The sequence below is a fragment of the Priestia veravalensis genome (assembly GCF_001457055.1).
Taxonomy (GTDB): domain Bacteria; phylum Bacillota; class Bacilli; order Bacillales; family Bacillaceae_H; genus Priestia; species Priestia flexa.
On record NZ_KQ758659.1, the window covers coordinates 23,173 to 40,626 of the forward strand.

General features: G+C 40.0%; 17 protein-coding genes and 2 pseudogenes. 4 read left to right on the plus strand and 15 right to left on the minus strand.

The features are described from left to right. The first annotated feature begins 216 nt into the window (after positions 1 to 216). Positions 217 to 1,578 (plus strand): MFS transporter, encoded by a 1,362-nt coding sequence (locus tag AS180_RS13240; RefSeq protein ID WP_025908680.1) that lies wholly within the window; start codon positions 217 to 219, stop codon positions 1,576 to 1,578. 166 nt (positions 1,579 to 1,744) lie between these two features. On the opposite strand, the pseudogene AS180_RS13245 reads toward AS180_RS13240, so the two are convergent. The 7 genes and pseudogenes from AS180_RS13245 to AS180_RS13270 form a co-directional block, all read right to left on the minus strand. Further along, positions 1,745 to 2,985: pseudogene (locus AS180_RS13245) on the minus strand (MFS transporter). A 454-nt stretch (positions 2,986 to 3,439) separates the two neighbouring features. Beyond that, positions 3,440 to 3,601 (minus strand): hypothetical protein, encoded by a 162-nt coding sequence (locus tag AS180_RS22640; protein WP_156413493.1) that lies wholly within the window; start codon positions 3,599 to 3,601, stop codon positions 3,440 to 3,442. Between the two features lie 136 nt (positions 3,602 to 3,737). Further along, positions 3,738 to 5,057: a hemolysin family protein gene (locus AS180_RS13250; protein WP_062686925.1), complete on the minus strand. Its 1,320-nt coding sequence runs from the start codon at positions 5,055 to 5,057 to the stop codon at positions 3,738 to 3,740. 171 nt (positions 5,058 to 5,228) lie between these two features. After that, positions 5,229 to 5,765: a WGR domain-containing protein gene (locus AS180_RS13255; RefSeq protein ID WP_309599129.1), complete on the minus strand. Its 537-nt coding sequence runs from the start codon at positions 5,763 to 5,765 to the stop codon at positions 5,229 to 5,231. Between the two features lie 129 nt (positions 5,766 to 5,894). Then, complete coding sequence (locus AS180_RS13260) at positions 5,895 to 6,212, minus strand: YolD-like family protein (protein WP_025908676.1); 318 nt, start codon at positions 6,210 to 6,212, stop codon at positions 5,895 to 5,897. 179 nt (positions 6,213 to 6,391) lie between these two features. Continuing rightward, the gene (locus AS180_RS13265) at positions 6,392 to 6,958 is read right to left on the minus strand and encodes a DUF4256 domain-containing protein (protein WP_062686927.1); all 567 of its coding nucleotides are present in this window, start codon (positions 6,956 to 6,958) and stop codon (positions 6,392 to 6,394) included. Between the two features lie 232 nt (positions 6,959 to 7,190). Further along, positions 7,191 to 7,805, minus strand: a pseudogene (locus AS180_RS13270) (MFS transporter); the annotation flags it as partial. A 136-nt stretch (positions 7,806 to 7,941) separates the two neighbouring features. On the opposite strand from AS180_RS13270, the gene AS180_RS13275 reads away from it, so the two are divergent. Next, positions 7,942 to 8,154, plus strand: coding sequence for a hypothetical protein (locus AS180_RS13275; RefSeq protein ID WP_061785529.1), 213 nt, complete (start codon positions 7,942 to 7,944; stop codon positions 8,152 to 8,154). A gap of 61 nt (positions 8,155 to 8,215) precedes the next feature. On the opposite strand, the gene rlmD is transcribed toward AS180_RS13275, so the two are convergent. The 6 genes from rlmD to AS180_RS13300 all read right to left on the minus strand — a co-directional run bounded on the left by rlmD (position 8,216) and on the right by AS180_RS13300 (position 13,423). Next, positions 8,216 to 9,610: a 23S rRNA (uracil(1939)-C(5))-methyltransferase RlmD gene (gene rlmD, locus AS180_RS13280; protein WP_061785528.1), complete on the minus strand. Its 1,395-nt coding sequence runs from the start codon at positions 9,608 to 9,610 to the stop codon at positions 8,216 to 8,218. Between the two features lie 144 nt (positions 9,611 to 9,754). Beyond that, positions 9,755 to 10,582: a delta-lactam-biosynthetic de-N-acetylase gene (gene pdaA, locus AS180_RS13285; RefSeq protein WP_025908672.1), complete on the minus strand. Its 828-nt coding sequence runs from the start codon at positions 10,580 to 10,582 to the stop codon at positions 9,755 to 9,757. Positions 10,583 to 10,660: 78 nt separating this feature from the next. Continuing rightward, a complete protein-coding gene (locus AS180_RS13290; protein ID WP_062686928.1) occupies positions 10,661 to 12,202 on the minus strand; it encodes a fumarate hydratase in 1,542 nt (513 codons plus the stop codon). 139 nt (positions 12,203 to 12,341) lie between these two features. Continuing rightward, positions 12,342 to 12,491: a DinB family protein gene (locus AS180_RS21720; RefSeq protein WP_174521186.1), complete on the minus strand. Its 150-nt coding sequence runs from the start codon at positions 12,489 to 12,491 to the stop codon at positions 12,342 to 12,344. A 20-nt stretch (positions 12,492 to 12,511) separates the two neighbouring features. After that, complete coding sequence (locus AS180_RS13295; RefSeq protein ID WP_025908670.1) at positions 12,512 to 13,129, minus strand: NUDIX hydrolase; 618 nt, start codon at positions 13,127 to 13,129, stop codon at positions 12,512 to 12,514. A gap of 102 nt (positions 13,130 to 13,231) precedes the next feature. Next, complete coding sequence (locus tag AS180_RS13300; RefSeq protein ID WP_062686929.1) at positions 13,232 to 13,423, minus strand: SE1561 family protein; 192 nt, start codon at positions 13,421 to 13,423, stop codon at positions 13,232 to 13,234. 182 nt (positions 13,424 to 13,605) lie between these two features. On the opposite strand from AS180_RS13300, the gene yfkAB reads away from it, so the two are divergent. Then, positions 13,606 to 14,724 carry a radical SAM/CxCxxxxC motif protein YfkAB gene (yfkAB, locus tag AS180_RS13305; RefSeq protein ID WP_062686930.1) on the plus strand — a complete coding sequence of 373 codons (1,119 nt, stop codon included), beginning with the start codon at positions 13,606 to 13,608 and terminating at the stop codon, positions 14,722 to 14,724. Between the two features lie 37 nt (positions 14,725 to 14,761). Here the strand turns inward: yfkAB and AS180_RS13310 are convergent, their stop codons facing one another. Both AS180_RS13310 and cax read right to left on the minus strand, forming a co-directional pair. Beyond that, complete coding sequence (locus AS180_RS13310) at positions 14,762 to 15,574, minus strand: YfkD famly protein (protein ID WP_025908667.1); 813 nt, start codon at positions 15,572 to 15,574, stop codon at positions 14,762 to 14,764. Positions 15,575 to 15,704: 130 nt separating this feature from the next. After that, entirely contained in the window at positions 15,705 to 16,757 is a 1,053-nt protein-coding gene (gene cax / locus AS180_RS13315; RefSeq protein ID WP_025908666.1) for a calcium/proton exchanger, read from the minus strand. 203 nt (positions 16,758 to 16,960) lie between these two features. Between cax and AS180_RS13320 the strand changes: the two genes are divergently transcribed. Beyond that, a complete protein-coding gene (locus AS180_RS13320) occupies positions 16,961 to 17,371 on the plus strand; it encodes a pyridoxamine 5'-phosphate oxidase family protein (RefSeq protein ID WP_025908665.1) in 411 nt (136 codons plus the stop codon). The last annotated feature ends 83 nt before the right edge of the window (positions 17,372 to 17,454 follow it).

Consider the following 17,454-nt stretch of genomic DNA (forward strand, 5'->3'; position numbering starts at 1 on the left):
ACAATATTCGTTTGTATTTTAACTTCAAATGGTTAAAAGTTCAAATCATTGTTCGTTTTTTATTTGTTATATCTTTTAGCTATATCAATTAATGCATTTTATCAGTTACACTATACCTCTTTAGTCATGGTAGGATACATACAATAAAACAAATTGTTGGGCTTTCTAAGGATGTTTAGAAGTAACTTAAAATACAAGAATTTCAGGAGGAATCTCATGCGCGTTGTTCAAACTTCTCAGGTCATTGCTGAAAGTACGTTTAATAAGTTTCATTTGCTCGTGTTTCTATGGTGTTTTTATGCCATTGCGTTTGACGGTTTTGATATTGCACTTTATGGAATAGGTTTACCGCTTATGATGGAGGATTACGGACTAAGCGTCGTGGAAGCAGGAGCAATCGGCAGCTATACGCTTGTTGGTATGATGCTCGGCTCTTTCTTACTCGGTTCTCTTGCAGACGTAATTGGTCGAAAAAAAATTCTAGCGATTTGCATGGCTATATTCAGCATTTTTTCTCTTTTAGCAGGTCTTGCACCAAACCCGCTTACCTTTACCATTATGAGGTTTATCGCAGCGCTAGGAATGGGCGGACTAATGCCCGCTGTCATTGCAGTGATGACCGAATACTCTCCTAAGAAAAATCGCGCTCTCACCGTTGCTACGATGTACTGCGGCTACTCAATTGGAGCAATACTAGCTTCTCTTATAGGGATGTATTTAATGGAAAACTTAGGTTGGCGTTTTTTATATTGGCTAGGAGTTATTCCACTGCTCACCTTGCCTTTATTTTTAAAACAGTTTCCAGAGTCGCTATCGTTTCACATTCTGCGAAACCAAGGTGACAAGATTGCGGATATTCTTAATAAAGTTAATCCGAAAGGAAATTACCAAGCAACCGATGATTTTGAATACGAGATCGTGAAGGAAAAAGCAAAAGGGGTTCCTGTTAAAAAGTTGTTTTCTGACAAGCGAGGTATTAGCACAGTATCCTTTTGGCTTATTGTCTCTAGCTGCCTCCTTATGATTTACGGTTTAAACACATGGCTACCTAAAATTATGCAAGGTGCCGGTTATGGTATTACGTCAAGCCTGTCCTTTAGTCTTGTTTTAGGAGTAGGCCAAATCGGAGGCTCTTTATTAGGCGGATATTTCGTTGATCGCATCGGTCATCGAAAAGTTCTTTTATACATGTTTTTACTAGGTTCACTTTGTTTTATCTCGCTAAGCGTCACAACTCATCAGCTTTTATTATACGTTTTAATTGCGATTAGCGGTGCGTGCACAGCTGGAACTCAAAACTTAGTAAACCCTTATGTTTCAGGGTTCTACCCACCAGAAATTCGCACCACTGGATTAAGTGTAACAGTAGGAATCGGTCGAGTAGGTTCTATTTTGGCTCCTGTGATTATTGGTTTCTTATTAACAACCAACTTAGCTCCTCAGCAAGCATTCATGGCTTTTGCCGTTCCTAGTATCATCGGTTGTATCGCTCTTTTATTTGTTCAAGAGCGCCATGGACATACAGAAGAAAGAACAACAGCACCCGTGCATTTTAAAGCATCAAAGATTTCAAGCTAAATAGCGTATAGTAAGAAGCGAAGGAAAAGCGCGAAGGTTAAGGCTAACGGTACGTCTATTGGAGTGACAGTAGAGATGGTTCCTTATCTTAAACCGATAAAATAAGAAAAAACGAGATCACGTAAAATGATCTCGTTTTTTCTATTTATCTTGTACCTTATCATTATTAAACATTCAGCGTATTTTTTTCAGATTCAATTAATACTTTATTTTGCCCTAAGAAAATTGCGAGCATGACAATAAAAATCCCTGTGCCAATCAAGAGCCATTCCACACTAATCCAGTCTGCGAGAGGTCCAAAAACCAACATTCCCAGCGGCATCATAGACGTAGAAATCATGTCCATCACCCCGAATACGCGTCCTAAATACTCTTCTTCTACCTTTTCCTGCAATAATACGGTAGCTGGCGTATTAAAGATAGGCATAGCCACCCCGAATAGCCCCATAAACCCTAAATACAGCCAAAAAATAGGAACTAAACCAAGAGCTAACGTACAAACACCCATTATTACGCTAGCTAATCCTAACGTTTTAATCCGGTTTTGAAAGCCTCCCCAAGCTGCAATGACTCCTCCACCTATCATCATTCCAACTGAAAATGCAATTTCAATTACCGTCAATCGCCACACGTCATCGCCAAAGCTTCGCGTCACTTGAAGCGGGGTTAAAAATGCAGCTGGCGCCATTAGTACAAAGAAAACGGCAAAGAATAAGAAAAATTGCTTTAAGAAAGCATGATTATTCACGTAGCGAATTCCTTGTTTAAAATCACTGAAATAGCTTACTTCCTGTTTCCCCATAGCTTTTTTATGCACAGAAACTTTCACGAAGGTAAGCAGTGTCACAATGGCAAGTGCTGCTGTAACGACGTCAATGAAAAAATAATCTCAAGCGACACTGTAGCAAGTAAAGCAGCGCTAACCATCGGCGATATAAACATAATGATTGCCTGGATACTTTCGTTTGCTCCGTTTACTTTTGTCAGCTTATCTTTTGGCACAATTTGTGGCAAGATGGCCCCAACAGCAGGTGTTTGAATCCCTGCTCCAAACGCACGGACTGCTGCCATCACAAAAAGAAGCCAAATGCTATCAAATCCCATTAAAAAGAGAATTGCTAGAACAAGCGTTGCAGTGGCAATTAATCCATCCGCGAGCATAATAAGGACTTTTCGATTGTAGCGATCCGCCCAAACTCCAGCAACGGGCGATAAAATAAAGGTCGGAATAAATCCACAGATAATGTACAACGTCATCATGAAGCCCGATTGCGTGGTTAACGTAATGTGCCACATGATAGCGTATTGCACGAGGGACGATCCAAACAGTGAAATCGTTTGGCTACTGAGAAAAAGAATAATATTCTTTAACCAGTTCTCTTGTAAATGACTTTCTGCACTATTCATATTTAACAGCTCATTTCTATTCAATTTTTATCTCATTTACCTACTAATTCCGTCCATGCACTCCTATTTTGAGACAACAAAAAAGAGAGGAATATTCTCCTCTCTTCTTAAAATAACCGTAAAATATAGGGTTTTCTTAAAAATAGACAGACCAATTCCGTTGCTCTGAGCGCAGGCAGAGCTTCCAAGTATTCAATTAGCGAATGAACATTGGTAAACGTAATCTCATTGATGCTGTCAACAGAAAAACCCCCATTTCTTATTAGATACTATTATCATAGCAAAAAGGCCCTTTTGATACAATTATCTTTTTGCTTGGAATTAACAACTCTCTTCTCCCGCCATTAAAAATTAGTATGCACTAAGTGAGCATTTCATTCATTAAAAAGAGCAAACGGTTACAGTTTAAACTTCTACCGACTAAACAAGAAGGATTGCTTCTAAAAGACGAACACTAGCTGTTCCCATCTCTTTGATTTGTCTCAACAAGTTCGTTCCATTGCGCTACGATCACTCGCTTTCCGCGGGGAGGAACCTGAGCTTCCTCGCTGCGCTGCGTGATCTCAGTTTTCCCTCTCTTTCCCGCAGGAGTCGAGTGTCCTACGCTCCATTCCACCCTGTTTCCAACATTGTTTTCACAATCAACAAAAAACCTGAATGATTAAAAGTTATGAACTCTCAATCGTTCAGGTATAGTAAGGACTGAACTACTTATGTCTCAGTCTCTTTTCATACTATTTTATATACCATTGCTACATTTCGCCTAATGAACTTTCTTCAACTCTTGAAACCATCACCTTGTCTACACGAAACTGATCCATATCAACCACTTCCAATAACAAATCCCCTACGCGAACTTCATCTTTTACTTTAGGAATTTCTCCCTTTTGGCTGGTGATAAAACCACCAAGGGTATGAAAATTTTTATTGCTCGTTAGGTTTTCGACACCTTCAAGGTCGAAATACCTCACAAATGTGTCGATTGGAATCAGCCCGTCTGCAAGCCAAGAATTTTCGTTACGCTGGACAATTTGAAGCTCTGTTTCGTGCTCTTCTGGCATCTCACCAATAATATGTTCAAATACATCGTGAAGAGTAACTAATCCTTCCACCCCTCCATATTCATCGATTACAATCGCTTCGTGGTGTGCAGATTTCTTCAACATCTCCATCGCTTGAAAAGCTTTCATTGATTCAGGAAGAATGATTGTTTGACGTATACATTCTGTCAAGTCAAAATGTTCATCAGATACTAGCTTTGCAAACATGTCTTTCGCATGAACAATTCCTTTAAAATTATCAAGCGTTCCCTCTCCTACAGGAAACCTAGAATATGAATTATCTTTCATTATCTTGATGTTTTCCTCTAACGGATCTTCTAAATCAAGCCATACGAGCTGAGGGCGTGGTGTTAAAATATCGCCTAATCGCTTATCTCCTAAGTAAAAGATTTGTTCCACAAGATCTTGTTCAATGGATTCAACAACTCCGCTATATACACCTTGTTCAATCAGCTGAGTAATCTCTTCTTCCGTTACATCTGGCTCATCATTTGGCTTTACTCTCAGCACTTTTAATACAAACTCTGTTGATTTACTTAAGATAAAGATAAGAGGTTTACCAATTTTTGAGAAGTAATACATTGGCTTTGCCACAATCGATGCCGTTTTTTCTGGATTGTTTAATCCAATTCGCTTTGGGACCAGTTCCCCAATAATTAACGACAAGTATGTAGATAGACCTACCACAATGATAAAGCTTAACTGATAGCTAAATGCAGACAAAGCATCAATTTGGTCTACATAGCCTGATAGCTGCCGGGCAATTGTGGCTCCTCCAAATGCCCCTGTTATTACACCAATTAACGTAATTCCAATTTGAATGGTTGATAACAGCTGGTTTGGATCCTCAGCAAGCTTTAATGCATATGCAGCTCTGCGGTCACCTTGTTCTTTTAATTTTTCAAGTCGATTCTTTTTAGACGTTACAATTGCAATTTCGGTCATCGCAAAGAGTCCGTTTGCAACAATAAGGATTAAAACAATAACGATTGAAACCCAAATACTATTCAAGAGTTTTTCACCGACCTTTAACGTAATAATATACAGTTAACTTACCCGCTTGAACAATAAGTAATACCATTACGTTTATTTGTTATGGTATAGTCAGAAGAGTAACCACTACTCTTCTTCTCACTTTATTTATGTAAAGAGTAACAAAATGCCTTTTTATCAATAACGGTGTTAAATTAATTCAAACTCTGCTCCTTCTGGATAAAGCGCCACGTATTCATCGCTGTCATCATCTAAATAGGCAATCTTTGCGCCTTCAAGTAAGTTGTTCTTTTCAAGATCTTCGATAATAGTTTGAGTGGCTTTCTCGGGGTCAATCACATAGTTTACAATATTCGCTGTGCCACTTCCAATGTCTCCACCATCGCAGAAGCCATTACCTGTCCACCCTAAGCATTCATTCATTAAATCCTCAACGTGATGTCTCTTATCAAGTACTTCTTCCATTTCCCCATCTTCATAGCTATACTGTACAACCAGCTCGATAAGCTCATCTTCATCTATGTAATCATAGCCTTCATCAACTTTTGCTTCTGCGAGAGCTTCCATTAACTTTTCTGCATTGTGAAGTCGCGATAGTTTCTTTTCTTGAGTCTCGCCTGCATCTCCAACTCGTCCATAGTGAATCAATAACGTTTTCTCATCTTCCCAGACTTCCCAATAAAGGAGCTCACCGTTTACTTCTTTCAGCATTTTAATCACACTCATTACCCCCTATGACTTTTGTTAAGTAAATTATACTATGTATTTCGAAAATTTTTTTACTATTTTTTCTGATTACAAACTAAAATAGTCACTGTTACTTTACAAAATATGAGGTTGTTAAGTGACCGTGCTTCACACAAACCGTACATCAATCAGCTCACTTAATTTCATTTTACGTTTGGCTCCTAATGCATCGTCAATAAAAACAAAAAGGGCCCTCAATGAATCGACAAACTGAATGAATCCTGTTTCCGTTATATAATGACCTTGCTTGTAGTATGTAAGATAAACTTTTCGATTTGCATGTAATGCTTCAATTAAAGTAAAGTTCATGTGCTCTATTTGATCTTCGGCTAAAACTGGCTGTGAAACTTCCAATTGTTTATTAATTATGTTTTGTATACCTATATATTGCTCTGGCATTGTTGCAAATGGTCGCCATTTTTTCATTTCCTTTTTGTGCTTTCTTGACTAAATTATTAATTCGAACTCACCCTTTCCTTTCTCCCTATACTTATTAGACACAGAAACATTGCTTTTGGCTTGTTTTTTAAAATAAAAGAGACAAATGATAAAAAACCCTAAATTCTTTCTCTAACTCAAAGAATTTAGGGTTAAATAAATATTGTTTAAACCTTTAATAGACCTCGAAAGCCCCTGGCAGAATAGTAAGAATCCGCTCCGTTATGGTAGACAAAGACTGTGTCATAGCGACGATCACAAAAGATAGCTCCACCACGCTTTCTAATAGGGTCTGGTGTTTGTACCCAACTCGATGCTTTATTATCAAAGCTTCCAAACTCCTGTAGATATCGATATTGTTCTTCCGTTAAAAGGTCAATTCCCATATCCGTAGCCATATCAATAGCCGTATTTTCAGGCTTGTGCTTCTTTCTTGATTCCAGCGCTTCACGATCGTAACAAACGCTTCGACGTCCTTTTGGACTTTCTACTGCGCAATCATAGAACGTGTATACATCCGTTTCTGTATCATAATCAATCACATCTGGCTCGCCGCCAGTTCGCTCCATTTCATGAAGGGACCAGAGCTTTTCAGGATTTGTTTTGAGCTTTGCTTCTACTTTGCTCCATTCAAGCTCTGGATGACGATCTATATTTTTTTCAAAACGTTCTCTCAATACTGTAATAATTTCTTCACTCTGTTCAGGTGACAACTGCTTTTCGTTATTTGTCATATTAAAGCCTCCTTGGCAACTCTCGAAATAGCTTCATAAAAAAATAAAGGTAAAGACGAACATATTTATTATACTAGCTTATTTTCTAACCAGTAAGAAGGTTTCCTTCCCAAATATTATTTTTTCACAAATGCATTTACTGTTTACTTCTTCTCTGCCATGCTACAACTGGAATCAATAACAATGAAAGCATCCCCCCAACTAGTGATAACGTGGGAAAGCTTGAACCTGCTACAATCACCCCTGATAAAGCTCCACCTGCAGCTCCTAACATGAACGAACCTGTAAGAGATGGAAACCCGATTGACTGGGCAAATTCTCCCGTCACGCCTACTAAGTTAGGACCCGCTACGGCACCGAATGTCGTAAACACCATTGTCGTACTAATCGCTGTGGCTCGCTGCTTGCTGTTGGCTAAGTCTGTGCCCGCATAGCGAGCTTGCAGATTTGTAGCTGTGCCTGCTCCGTATATTAGCAACGAAGCAAATAACAGTACAATACTGTTTAGAATAGCTGCCAATATGACCCCAACTGCACCGATACCACCAAAGAGAAAGCCAGTTGATAGCCCAATACGCCGTCCATATCGTTGTGAAAGTCTGCCCACTAGCAGCGCTGCTCCGGCTGATCCAAAAGTTAATAACGCAGAAGGAACTCCTGCATAAGCTTCTGTTCCTAGCATCTGCTGGGCAATCAGTGCACCAACCGTTACTCCTGCAGCGAGCCCTGCACCGCCAAGTATTTGTGAAATACTAACAATGAATAAAATACGTTTATAGAGCGCTTGTTGCTTTTCTTCCGAAAGCACGTAGCTATGTATTTCTTTTGCAGTGCTTATGTTTGTCATAAACTAACTGAACCACCCCTCAAAAAATATGATTACTTACATAAAAAACAGATAATTACTCTTTCTATGATACTATATCTTTACAAAATAAAAGCAGCTCATTTACTACTAAAAAATAATCAACGGAGGTATTTTAGTGGAATTCTCAAAATCTGAATTAGTTGAAGCAAAACGTCAAATTGATTCAACTTTACATAAGCTCAGAGAAACCGTCAAAACGCTAGAAGCAAAAGAAATTCCCAGCAGGTACAAATCTCAAATCACTTTAGCTAGGCGACGTATAGATGCATTTGAAATTTCTGTATTCCTTATTGCAAGAGAACTAATGGAACTTGATGAAGAAAGTTAAAGAGACAAAAAAACCCAAAAATCGCACATAACCACGCGAGGTTTGGGTCTTTAGTACATTCTTATTTATGCATACTTTTCAACTTCAATGTCGTCACAGACTCAACGTGAGCCGTATGAGGGAACATATCGACTGGCTGTACGTTTTTTACTTTGTAGTACTTTGAAAGAATTTGGACGTCTTTTGCAAGAGTCGATGGGTTACAAGATACGTACACAACTTTCTTCGGCTTCACTTGTAAAATTGCTTTTAAAAGCTTTTCGTCACAGCCCGTACGTGGTGGATCCACAACAATAACATCCGGCTTCCAGCCTTCACTTACCCATTTTGGTAACCATTGTTCAGCTGGCCCTGTTACATATGTTGCATTTTCAAAGCCGTGATCTTTCGCATTTTTACGCGCATCCACAATTGATTCTTCAATGGTATCCATTCCGCGGATTTCTTTGGCGTCATCCGCTAGCCATAAACCAATCGTTCCAACACCACAGTAAGCATCAACGATTTTTTCTTCTCCTGTTAGCGCCGCTGCTTTTTTCACTTCGTCATAAAGCTTAACGGTTTGCTGAGGATTTAATTGGAAGAAAGCGCGAGCTGATAGTTCAAATGAGATATCTCCTAGCGTTTCTTGAATGACTGGCTTGCCTGCTAGCGTAAACGTTTCATCACCAAAGATTAGTGATGTTTTTTGACCGTTTACGTTTTGAACAACAGATTTCACTTCCGGTAGACAACGTTTGATTTCCTCTAGTAGTAAGTCTTTACGCGGAATATCTTTTTGTGCCGTAATTAAAACAAGCTGCACTTCACCTGTTTCAAATCCAACGCGCGTCACAATTGTACGAACAACCCCACCACGCTTTTTCTCGTCGTACACAGGAATTTTTAAATCTTGTAAAATACGCTTCATTTCTTTTGTCACGTGATTTGTCGCGCGATGTTGAATCGGACAGTTTTCAATGTCAATTAAGCGGTGTGAATTGATTCCATATAGGCCGGCAATGACTTTTCGCTTGTCCATTCCAACTTGAAACTGTGACTTGTTTCGGTAACGCCACGGATCTTCCATACCAATTGTTGATTTGATTTTTGACTCAACGTTTTTCAATGAGCTATGACGTTCAAAGGCTTGTGAGACAATGTCACGCTTTGAATCAAGCTGGCCTTCATACGACAAGTGCTGAAGCTGGCAGCCTCCACACTGCTCATAGATGGGACAGGGCGGGTTAACGCGCTGTGGTGATTTTTTACGAATACGCTTAATACGACCTTCCGCAAAGTTACGCTGTACGTTCGTTGCTTCAACAACTACTTCTTCATCTGGCAGCGCACCAGGAACAAAGACAACTTGGCGTTTGAAGTACCCTACTCCTTCACCGTTAATACCAAGACGCTTAATAGTAAGCGGAAAGGTTTGTCCTTTTTGAACCTTCATTTCTTGTTTAGGTTTATTCATTCTAACAACTCCGATTATAGTTTCTGTTTCTATTTATGCACGGTTTTACCTTTTCATAAAACCGATGATGTTTTTCTTAAAAAAGAACCAAGGCATATTATAACACTTTCACGACAAAAAAACCGACAAGGATTCTTGTCGATTTTAAGGAGTTCGTTGCTCTGTCATATCGGTAGGCTTTTTTTTCTCAATTGGGGCTACTTTTTCACGCTCAAATACGAGGTCATCAATGCTTTTGAACGTATATCCTTCTTTTTGAAGATCACGAATTGCTTTATCAAGCGCTTCGGCGTTATCTTTTGAAACAGTATGAAGAAGTAAAATCGCACCGGGGTGGATTTGAGCCATAATGTTGTCATAGGAATAACGCCAGCCTTTTTGTGCATCCGTCATCCAATCCACAAATGCCAGTGACCAAAAAACGTTAATATAGCCTTCCTCTTTTGATAAAGCCAGCGTTCGTTCACTAAAGACGCCGCGGGGTGAGCGAATGTATTGCATATCATCTCGTCCGGTAATATCTTTGTATTTATCTTCTACTTTTTGTAACTCTTCTTTAAAACGCTTATCGTTTACTTGAGTTAAGTCCGGGTGGTGCCAAGAGTGATTTCCAACAATATGGCCTTCTCGTACCATTCGTTTAATCAGCTTTGGTTGGTCTTTTAGATAATGCCCTGTCACAAAGAACGTTGCCGGTACTTTACGCTTTTTCAACACGTCAAGAACGTCTGCCGTGTAGCCATTTTCATAGCCATTGTCAAACGTAAGATAAATTTCTTTTTTCTTCGTATCGCCAAGGTAAAAAGCTTCATATTTCTTTAAAAGCTTTTCATGGGAAGCTCCTGCATCAGCCGGCTTGTGGTTTTTACTTTTTTGAAATCCCCAGCTAATCGGTTTATTTGAATAGGTTTGTGCTGAGACTGGGATCGTTACGCCTACTAAAACAACGAGGAAAAGGATGAATCTACGCATAACGTGCTCCTTTCCAAAGGTCAGTTTATGCTTAGTATCCATCCTTTTCGTTTACGTATGCTCGCTACTTTTTACCAGTTATTTAAAAACAGGCTCTTTAAATTGCTCAAGTTTTTCAAGCGATGATTTATCAACATCGGCATGTAAGCTATTGCCGTGAGAATCCATCGTTACAACTGCTGTGAATCCTTCAACTTTTAAATGCCACATTGCTTCTGGAATACCAAACTGCATTAAATCCACGCCTTCAACGCTCTTAATGCAATCTGCGTAGTACTGCGCTGCGCCGCCGATTGCGTTTAAATATACGCCTCCGTGCTCTTGTAGAGCCGCTAGGGTTTTTGGTCCCATTCCACCTTTACCGATGACAGCACGAATACCAAATTTCTTCATAATATCACCTTGGTAAGGCTCTTCACGAATACTTGTGGTTGGACCTGCCGCTGCTACCTTCCAGTTGCCCGCATCGTCTTTTAACATAACTGGACCACAGTGGTAAATGATTTGGCCATCTAAGTCAACTGGCGCATCGTTCGTTGTTAAGTGTTTGTGGATTGCGTCACGGCCCGTATACATCATGCCGTTAATCGTTACCACATCACCTACTTTTAACTCACGAATTTGCTCTTCTGTAATTGGTGCTTGCAGAACAACTTCGCGCGTTTTATTCGCTACTTTATCTTCTGCTTGCTCCGCTTGTTCAGAGAAGTCAATTTCTTCACCTTCTTGGTATAGCCATTCTGTTACGTCGCCTGTCGCTGCATTAATCTTAATGCCAAGACGACGGTATGCCCAACAGTTGTACGCAACCGATACGAAGAAGCTTGCTGGGATACGGTTAATAACGCCAACTTTACAGCCAAGAAGCGTTGTTTCACCGCCAAATCCCATTGTACCAATGCCAAGCTTATTGGCATTTTCCATCACATACTCCTCAAGCTCTTTTAGCTGCTCGTTTGAGTTTTCATCGTCTAAGCTTCTGAAAAGCTGCTCTTTTGCTAGCTCATAGCCTGTTGTACGGTCGCCACCGATTCCCACTCCGATGACGCCGGCGCTACAGCCTTGGCCTTGCGCCTGATACACAGAATGCATCACGCATTTACGAATGCCGTCTAAATCACGACCCGCACGGCCCAGTCCTTCAAGCTCACATGGTAAACTGTACTGAATGTTTTTGTTCTCACAGCCGCCGCCTTTTAAAATGAGACGCGCGTCAATATAATCATTTTCCCACTGTTCAAACTTAATAACCGGCGTTCCTGCACCTAGGTTATCACCGCTGTTCGCTCCTGTTAACGAGTCAACGGAGTTTGGACGAAGCTTTCCATCTTTTGTTGCTTCTTCAATTGCCCAATAAATCGCTTTTTTGATTTCAATTTGGTTCACACCAACTGGAGTTTTAATTTTAAATGTCGGCATCCCCGTATCCTGACAGATTGGTGAGATGTTTTCATCCGCCATTTTAATGTTGTTTGTGATTGTTGCAAGTGACATCGCTGCACGCGTGCCCGCATTTTCTTTTGCTTTTGCCGCTGCAATAGCACGTCGCACATCCTTCGGTAGTTTCGTGGATGTTTCAACAATTAGATCGTACATACTCTTTTTTAAAGCTTCAGTCATTGTAGATCTCCTCCCGTGTCCCCTAAATAAATGTAAGCGTTTTTTATTTTCAGAAGAGCCGGCCGTTTCCGTTCTTCATTTCACTTTTATTATACTCTCTTGTCTTATAATCTGAAAGGTTTTCCTTGGAATTAGCTGGCTACCAGTTCTTCTGTTTTCTTAGCGTTGTAATGTGTGCAATATGATGTTTTCCATGCCATGCATAGGTTCTAATTACTTCTGCAATGGTCATTGTACCGTTATCAGGATGTTGAATCGTTAATACTCCAATTGGATATTGGTTAAACATACGTTTCTCCCCCCTGACCATTAATCAAAATATGTAGGTACATTCGCTTCTTTAACACAGTCAAACATCTGCTTAATTTGGCTTTCTGTATTACGTTCTACGGATAATGGGGGCAGCTCGTCCTCAGCAAAAAAGCCAACATCACTCGTTTCCATTCCTGACTCGCCACTTCCCCCAGTAATTTCACATTGAATAAATAGCTTATAAACGTGATAAGGTGACGGTGGATGAGGATGACATTTTTTATCTAAAACAGCAAGTAACTTGATGGGCTGAACGTTATATCCTGCTTCTTCTCTCACTTCTTTTACAGCCACTTCTTTAGCCGTTAGACCAATATCAGCCCAGCCGCCAGGAAGTGCCCAGTGGCCATCTAGCTTCTCTTTTACCATAAGAATCTTATTGCCTTTAAAAATGACTGCTCGTACATCCACTTTGGGCGTGGCGTACCCCGTTTCATTCGCAAATAATTCTTTTACTACTTTCTGAGGTGTCCCCGTTTGTTTAGCCATCATTTCTATACTGAGATCTCGAATCATTTCAAAACGCTCAATATCGTACATGTCTTTTGAATAAGTTAATCCTGCCTGTGCAATCGCTTGAAGCTCTTTTGCCCAGTCTAACCACTTTATTTCCATGATTCATCCCCCCCACTTTTTAGCATATCGAATTGATAACGAAACATAAAGATTTTCAATCCATAAAAAAAACGAAAGGACTCTTTAGCCCTTTCGCTTATCTTATTTATTATCGTCGCTCTTTTTAAACTGCTCACACTTTAATTCAAGGTCATCAATCATTGTGATTAACCGATCGATATCTTCAAGCTCCATTGTTTCAGGTTCAATTGAGTCAAGCACCTGCATAAACATATTTAAACGTTCTTTTAGATAGCGAACTTGTGATTCTGAATCATGTACTGCATTTCCCATCCTTGTCTACACCTTCTCATGATAAATTTAAATGCGCTTTTCTACTTTAATAAAAGAAATAATTTCTTTTATCGTAACGAATGCTTTTGCATTTGACAACTAAAAGCATTGGATTTCATAATAGTCACTAGTGTCCTTTTTAAGCTAGGTAACACGTTGAATGAAAAAAAGGAGTTTTTGTGATGACCACTTTACAAAAGATCACGCCGTCTTATGACCCGTGGGAAGCTTATTTAGATATAAAAGATTACGGAAAACCAACCTTAACAAACGTTGAGTTCACAACAACAACGCTGTGTAACATGCGCTGTGAGCACTGTGCGGTTGGCTACACGCTTCAGCCAAAAGACCCGAATGCTTTACCTCTTGATTTGATTTTAAAACGCTTGGATGAAGTACCAACTCTTCGCGCTCTAAGTATTACAGGCGGCGAACCGATGATGTCTTTGAAATCTGTCAAAAACTACGTAGTGCCTCTTTTAAAGTATGCGCATGAACGCGGCATTCGTACACAGATTAATTCAAATTTAACGCTTGATTTAGCGCGCTATGAGCTTATTATTCCATACCTTGATGTTTTACATATCTCACACAACTGGGGAACAATGGATGACTTTGTTGAAGCAGGATTTGCTATGATGGACCGAAAACCAACATACGAGCAGCGTGCTAAATATTTTGATCGCATGATTGAAAATAGCCGTGCGCTGGTAAAGGCTGGCGTAACGGTATCAGCTGAAACAATGCTCAACAAACGTACGCTTCCTCATATGGAAAAGATCCATCGTCAAATCGTTGATGAAATGCTTTGTCAGCGTCACGAAGTGCATCCAATGTACCCAAGCGACTTCGCAAGCGCGCTTGAAACACTGTCATTACAAGACATGCGCAACGCCATTCATCACCTGCTTGATATCCGTGATGAAAACGTTTGGATGCTTTTTGGTACGCTTCCGTTCTATGCGTGTAACGATAACGAAGAAGATCAAGCGTTGTTAAAGCGTTTATACAGCAGCAAAAACGTAACGGTTCGCAACGATCCAGACGGCCGTTCTCGCTTAAACGTGAACATTTTTGATGGCGATATTATCGTTACGGACTTTGGCGATACGCCTCCGCTTGGCAACATTCAAGATACAAAGCTGCAGGATGCGTTTGACACATGGCAGCAGTCATCGATTTCAAAAGAACTTAGCTGTCACTGCCCAGCTGTTTCCTGTCTTGGACCAAATATTCTGGTGAAAAACAGCTACTATAAAGACACGGACTTTTCAACACGCAAAGCGTTGATTATGAAGTAAGAAAAACCTCTCCGAAGCTGGAGAGGTTTTCTTTTGATTAACGCGGCTGGTCGTATGAACCAAAGCTTAAGGATACGTAATCTTGGACTGGAATCCACGCACCAATACCTTGTGACGTTACGTTTTTTACAACAATCATGCGCTTGCTGCCTTTCATGGTCAAATAGACTTCACCATACGTTACTTTTCCTTTTTCATGAACGGCTGGTGTATATGCGTAGAGGTATCCAACCTTTTTGGGTGCGATATTATATACTTGATCTTTTTTCGTACCTGCACCGATAATCGTTTGGAATGATAACGTTAGATTTGTTTTCTTTGAAGCTGTTAAAAGCATCATTTGCTTTACGTGGTCCGCTTCGTTAATACGAGACGTTAAGCCACCTTTTACAATGCTTTGGGATTCTTGGTTATAGTGCATTTGCTGCTGGGACTTCCCTGAACGATTATCATAATGATTTGTGTTTACCTTTTGATACTGCCAGTTCACGCTTGTTGCTTCGGATTCATAGTTAAGCGGCCATTGACCGAGATAAATCGTTGCTCGAAAACCAATTGCCCACGGTGTCTTTGAAATGGATGTTTCATTTAAAATACGAATTAAGTCCGGATTTTGAATTGGCACATTGGACGTTTCAAGCAATTCTTGAGACAGTTCACTTGGCTGTAAATAAGGCGTATCTTGACTCGTATTTGGATTTGTATTCTCCTTTGCAATATGAAGCGTAGAACTAGGAATTTGCACAGTTGTGCTTGGCGTTTTCGTCTCCTTGTTTTTCGCTTCTGTTGTATGCAAACCTGAAAATGACAAGAAAATAGCGAACGTTACGATAGTTAATTGACGTAGCATATAAGAGCTCCTTTCAACCTCATAAATAGATGTATGCATAGTTTTTTCAAAGGAATAGCTCTTTATCCTGTTTTAGCCAAAGGGAATTATAACCAAAAAAAGCCGAACACTCCTCCAGCTCGACTTTTTCTTAGATTAAATAAAACCCAATTCCCATAATGATGTATGCACCTAATAAAACGGCACCTTCAAACCAGTTTGTATCTCCGTCATTTGAGATGGCCACAGTGACAAAGACTGCTGTTACCATGGCAATAAGCTCTGGCCACGTAAAGACAAGTGGCATTTGCTCCTCAAAAAGCAAAGAGATTAACACCAATACAGGGGCTACAAACATAGCTACCTGAAGCGTAGAGCCAATCGCAATCTCAACGGCCACACCCATCTTATTTTTCACAGCCATAATAATTGCAGATGCGTGCTCGGCTGCGTTTCCAACGATGGCCACGATAATAACCCCGATAAACAGCTCACTCCATCCGAAGCGAAGCGCAACCGTTTCAATTGTATGTACTAAGCTCTCTGCCACGTAAGCAACAGCGACGGTCGCAAGCAGCAGGACAAGGATTGCTCTACCTTTTGACCATTCTGGCTCTTCGTGTTCTTCCGTTTGCTCGCTTTTATGCTGATATACACCGCGGTGCGTTACTAGTTTAAATAATAGTGCGGCTAAGTAAAGAAGAATTAACGTGATTGATACGCCAACGCTTAGTACCATCGTCTTTTGATTATTCATTCCTTGAGAGAATACTTCTGGAATAACAAAAGCTACAATCACTGCAAAAATTAACAATCCAGAGTTATGGCGCGCATCGTATACGTTAAATTCCTGACGCTTAAACTTTAATCCTCCAATAAAGAAAGATAAGCCCCCAACAAGAAGCAGATTTCCCAAAACAGAACCCGTTAATGAAGCTAATACAACGCCGATCAATCCAGCTTTTAATGCGAAAATAGAAATGATAAGTTCAACGGCATTACCAAACGTTGCGTTTAACAATCCTCCGATTCGCGGTCCTGCGACCACAGCCAGACTTTCCGTAGCGCGCCCCATATATGCTGCCAAAGCTATAATGGTCAAGCAAAACACTGCAAACATGAGAACCTGCGACCAGTGTAGAAGATTACCAATCACCGATAGCGGAACACCAATGAGCACCATTATAAAAAACACTCGATTCATTCATATGCACCTACTTCTCTAAGTTAAATCCATTCACTCTACAAGCTTCGTCTTTCTAACGCTTGTTTATTCATTATCACTGTTACCTCTTTATTTTTTAAAGTTAAACTTTTTTATGAACAAAATAAATTCTTCTTTAAGAAAATGTTTAAAAAAAGGCCAAACTAGCAAAAGTAAGAAAGATGAAGAAAGGAATTGAGCATATGTCAGATGTAAAACAAAAAGTACTATCTATTTTAGATAACTATAAGGTTGGCACGCTTGCCACAATCCAAAATAACAAACCCTATTCTCGCTTTATGATGTTTTCTCACGACGACCTTGTACTTTACACAGCAACAAACAAAAACACGCACAAGGTTGACGACATTCAATCTAATCCATACGTTCATATTCTCCTCGGCTATGACGGCCAAGGCTGGAATGATCCGTATGTTGAAATCGAAGCAAAAGCTCTAATTGAAGACAACAAAGAACTAAAAGAAACGTTTTGGAACGACCATTTAAAAGAATGGATTAACAGCCCAGACGACCCAAACTACGTGCTCCTTCAGCTAACACCTGAAAATATTCGCTACTTCGAAAAAGCAGGTAGCGAACCTGAAGAGTTATAATCCTTTAAAAAGAGTTTGGGACATAACAAAATGATTGCTTCTAAGAGACGAACAATAGCTGTTCCAATCTTTTTGGTTTGTCT

What these genes read in the sequence shown, in the direction of transcription:
- cax (WP_025908666.1), bottom strand. Translation starts at nt 16,757, where the DNA reads ATGAATCGAGTGTTTTTTATAATGGTGCTCATTGGTGTTCCGCTATCG.
- rlmD (WP_061785528.1), bottom strand. Translation starts at nt 9,610, where the DNA reads ATGAATAAACCTAAACAAGAAATGAAGGTTCAAAAAGGACAAACCTTT.
- AS180_RS13255 (WP_309599129.1), bottom strand. Translation starts at nt 5,765, where the DNA reads ATGAGTGTGATTAAAATGCTGAAAGAAGTAAACGGTGAGCTCCTTTAT.
- AS180_RS13260 (WP_025908676.1), bottom strand. Translation starts at nt 6,212, where the DNA reads ATGAAAAAATGGCGACCATTTGCAACAATGCCAGAGCAATATATAGGT.
- pdaA (WP_025908672.1), bottom strand. Translation starts at nt 10,582, where the DNA reads ATGCGTAGATTCATCCTTTTCCTCGTTGTTTTAGTAGGCGTAACGATC.
- AS180_RS13310 (WP_025908667.1), bottom strand. Translation starts at nt 15,574, where the DNA reads ATGCTACGTCAATTAACTATCGTAACGTTCGCTATTTTCTTGTCATTT.
- AS180_RS21720 (WP_174521186.1), bottom strand. Translation starts at nt 12,491, where the DNA reads ATGTTTAACCAATATCCAATTGGAGTATTAACGATTCAACATCCTGAT.
- AS180_RS13295 (WP_025908670.1), bottom strand. Translation starts at nt 13,129, where the DNA reads ATGGAAATAAAGTGGTTAGACTGGGCAAAAGAGCTTCAAGCGATTGCA.
- AS180_RS13300 (WP_062686929.1), bottom strand. Translation starts at nt 13,423, where the DNA reads ATGGGAAATGCAGTACATGATTCAGAATCACAAGTTCGCTATCTAAAA.
- AS180_RS13265 (WP_062686927.1), bottom strand. Translation starts at nt 6,958, where the DNA reads ATGACAAATAACGAAAAGCAGTTGTCACCTGAACAGAGTGAAGAAATT.
- AS180_RS13320 (WP_025908665.1), top strand. Translation starts at nt 16,961, where the DNA reads ATGTCAGATGTAAAACAAAAAGTACTATCTATTTTAGATAACTATAAG.
- AS180_RS13290 (WP_062686928.1), bottom strand. Translation starts at nt 12,202, where the DNA reads ATGACTGAAGCTTTAAAAAAGAGTATGTACGATCTAATTGTTGAAACA.
- AS180_RS13240 (WP_025908680.1), top strand. Translation starts at nt 217, where the DNA reads ATGCGCGTTGTTCAAACTTCTCAGGTCATTGCTGAAAGTACGTTTAAT.
- yfkAB (WP_062686930.1), top strand. Translation starts at nt 13,606, where the DNA reads ATGACCACTTTACAAAAGATCACGCCGTCTTATGACCCGTGGGAAGCT.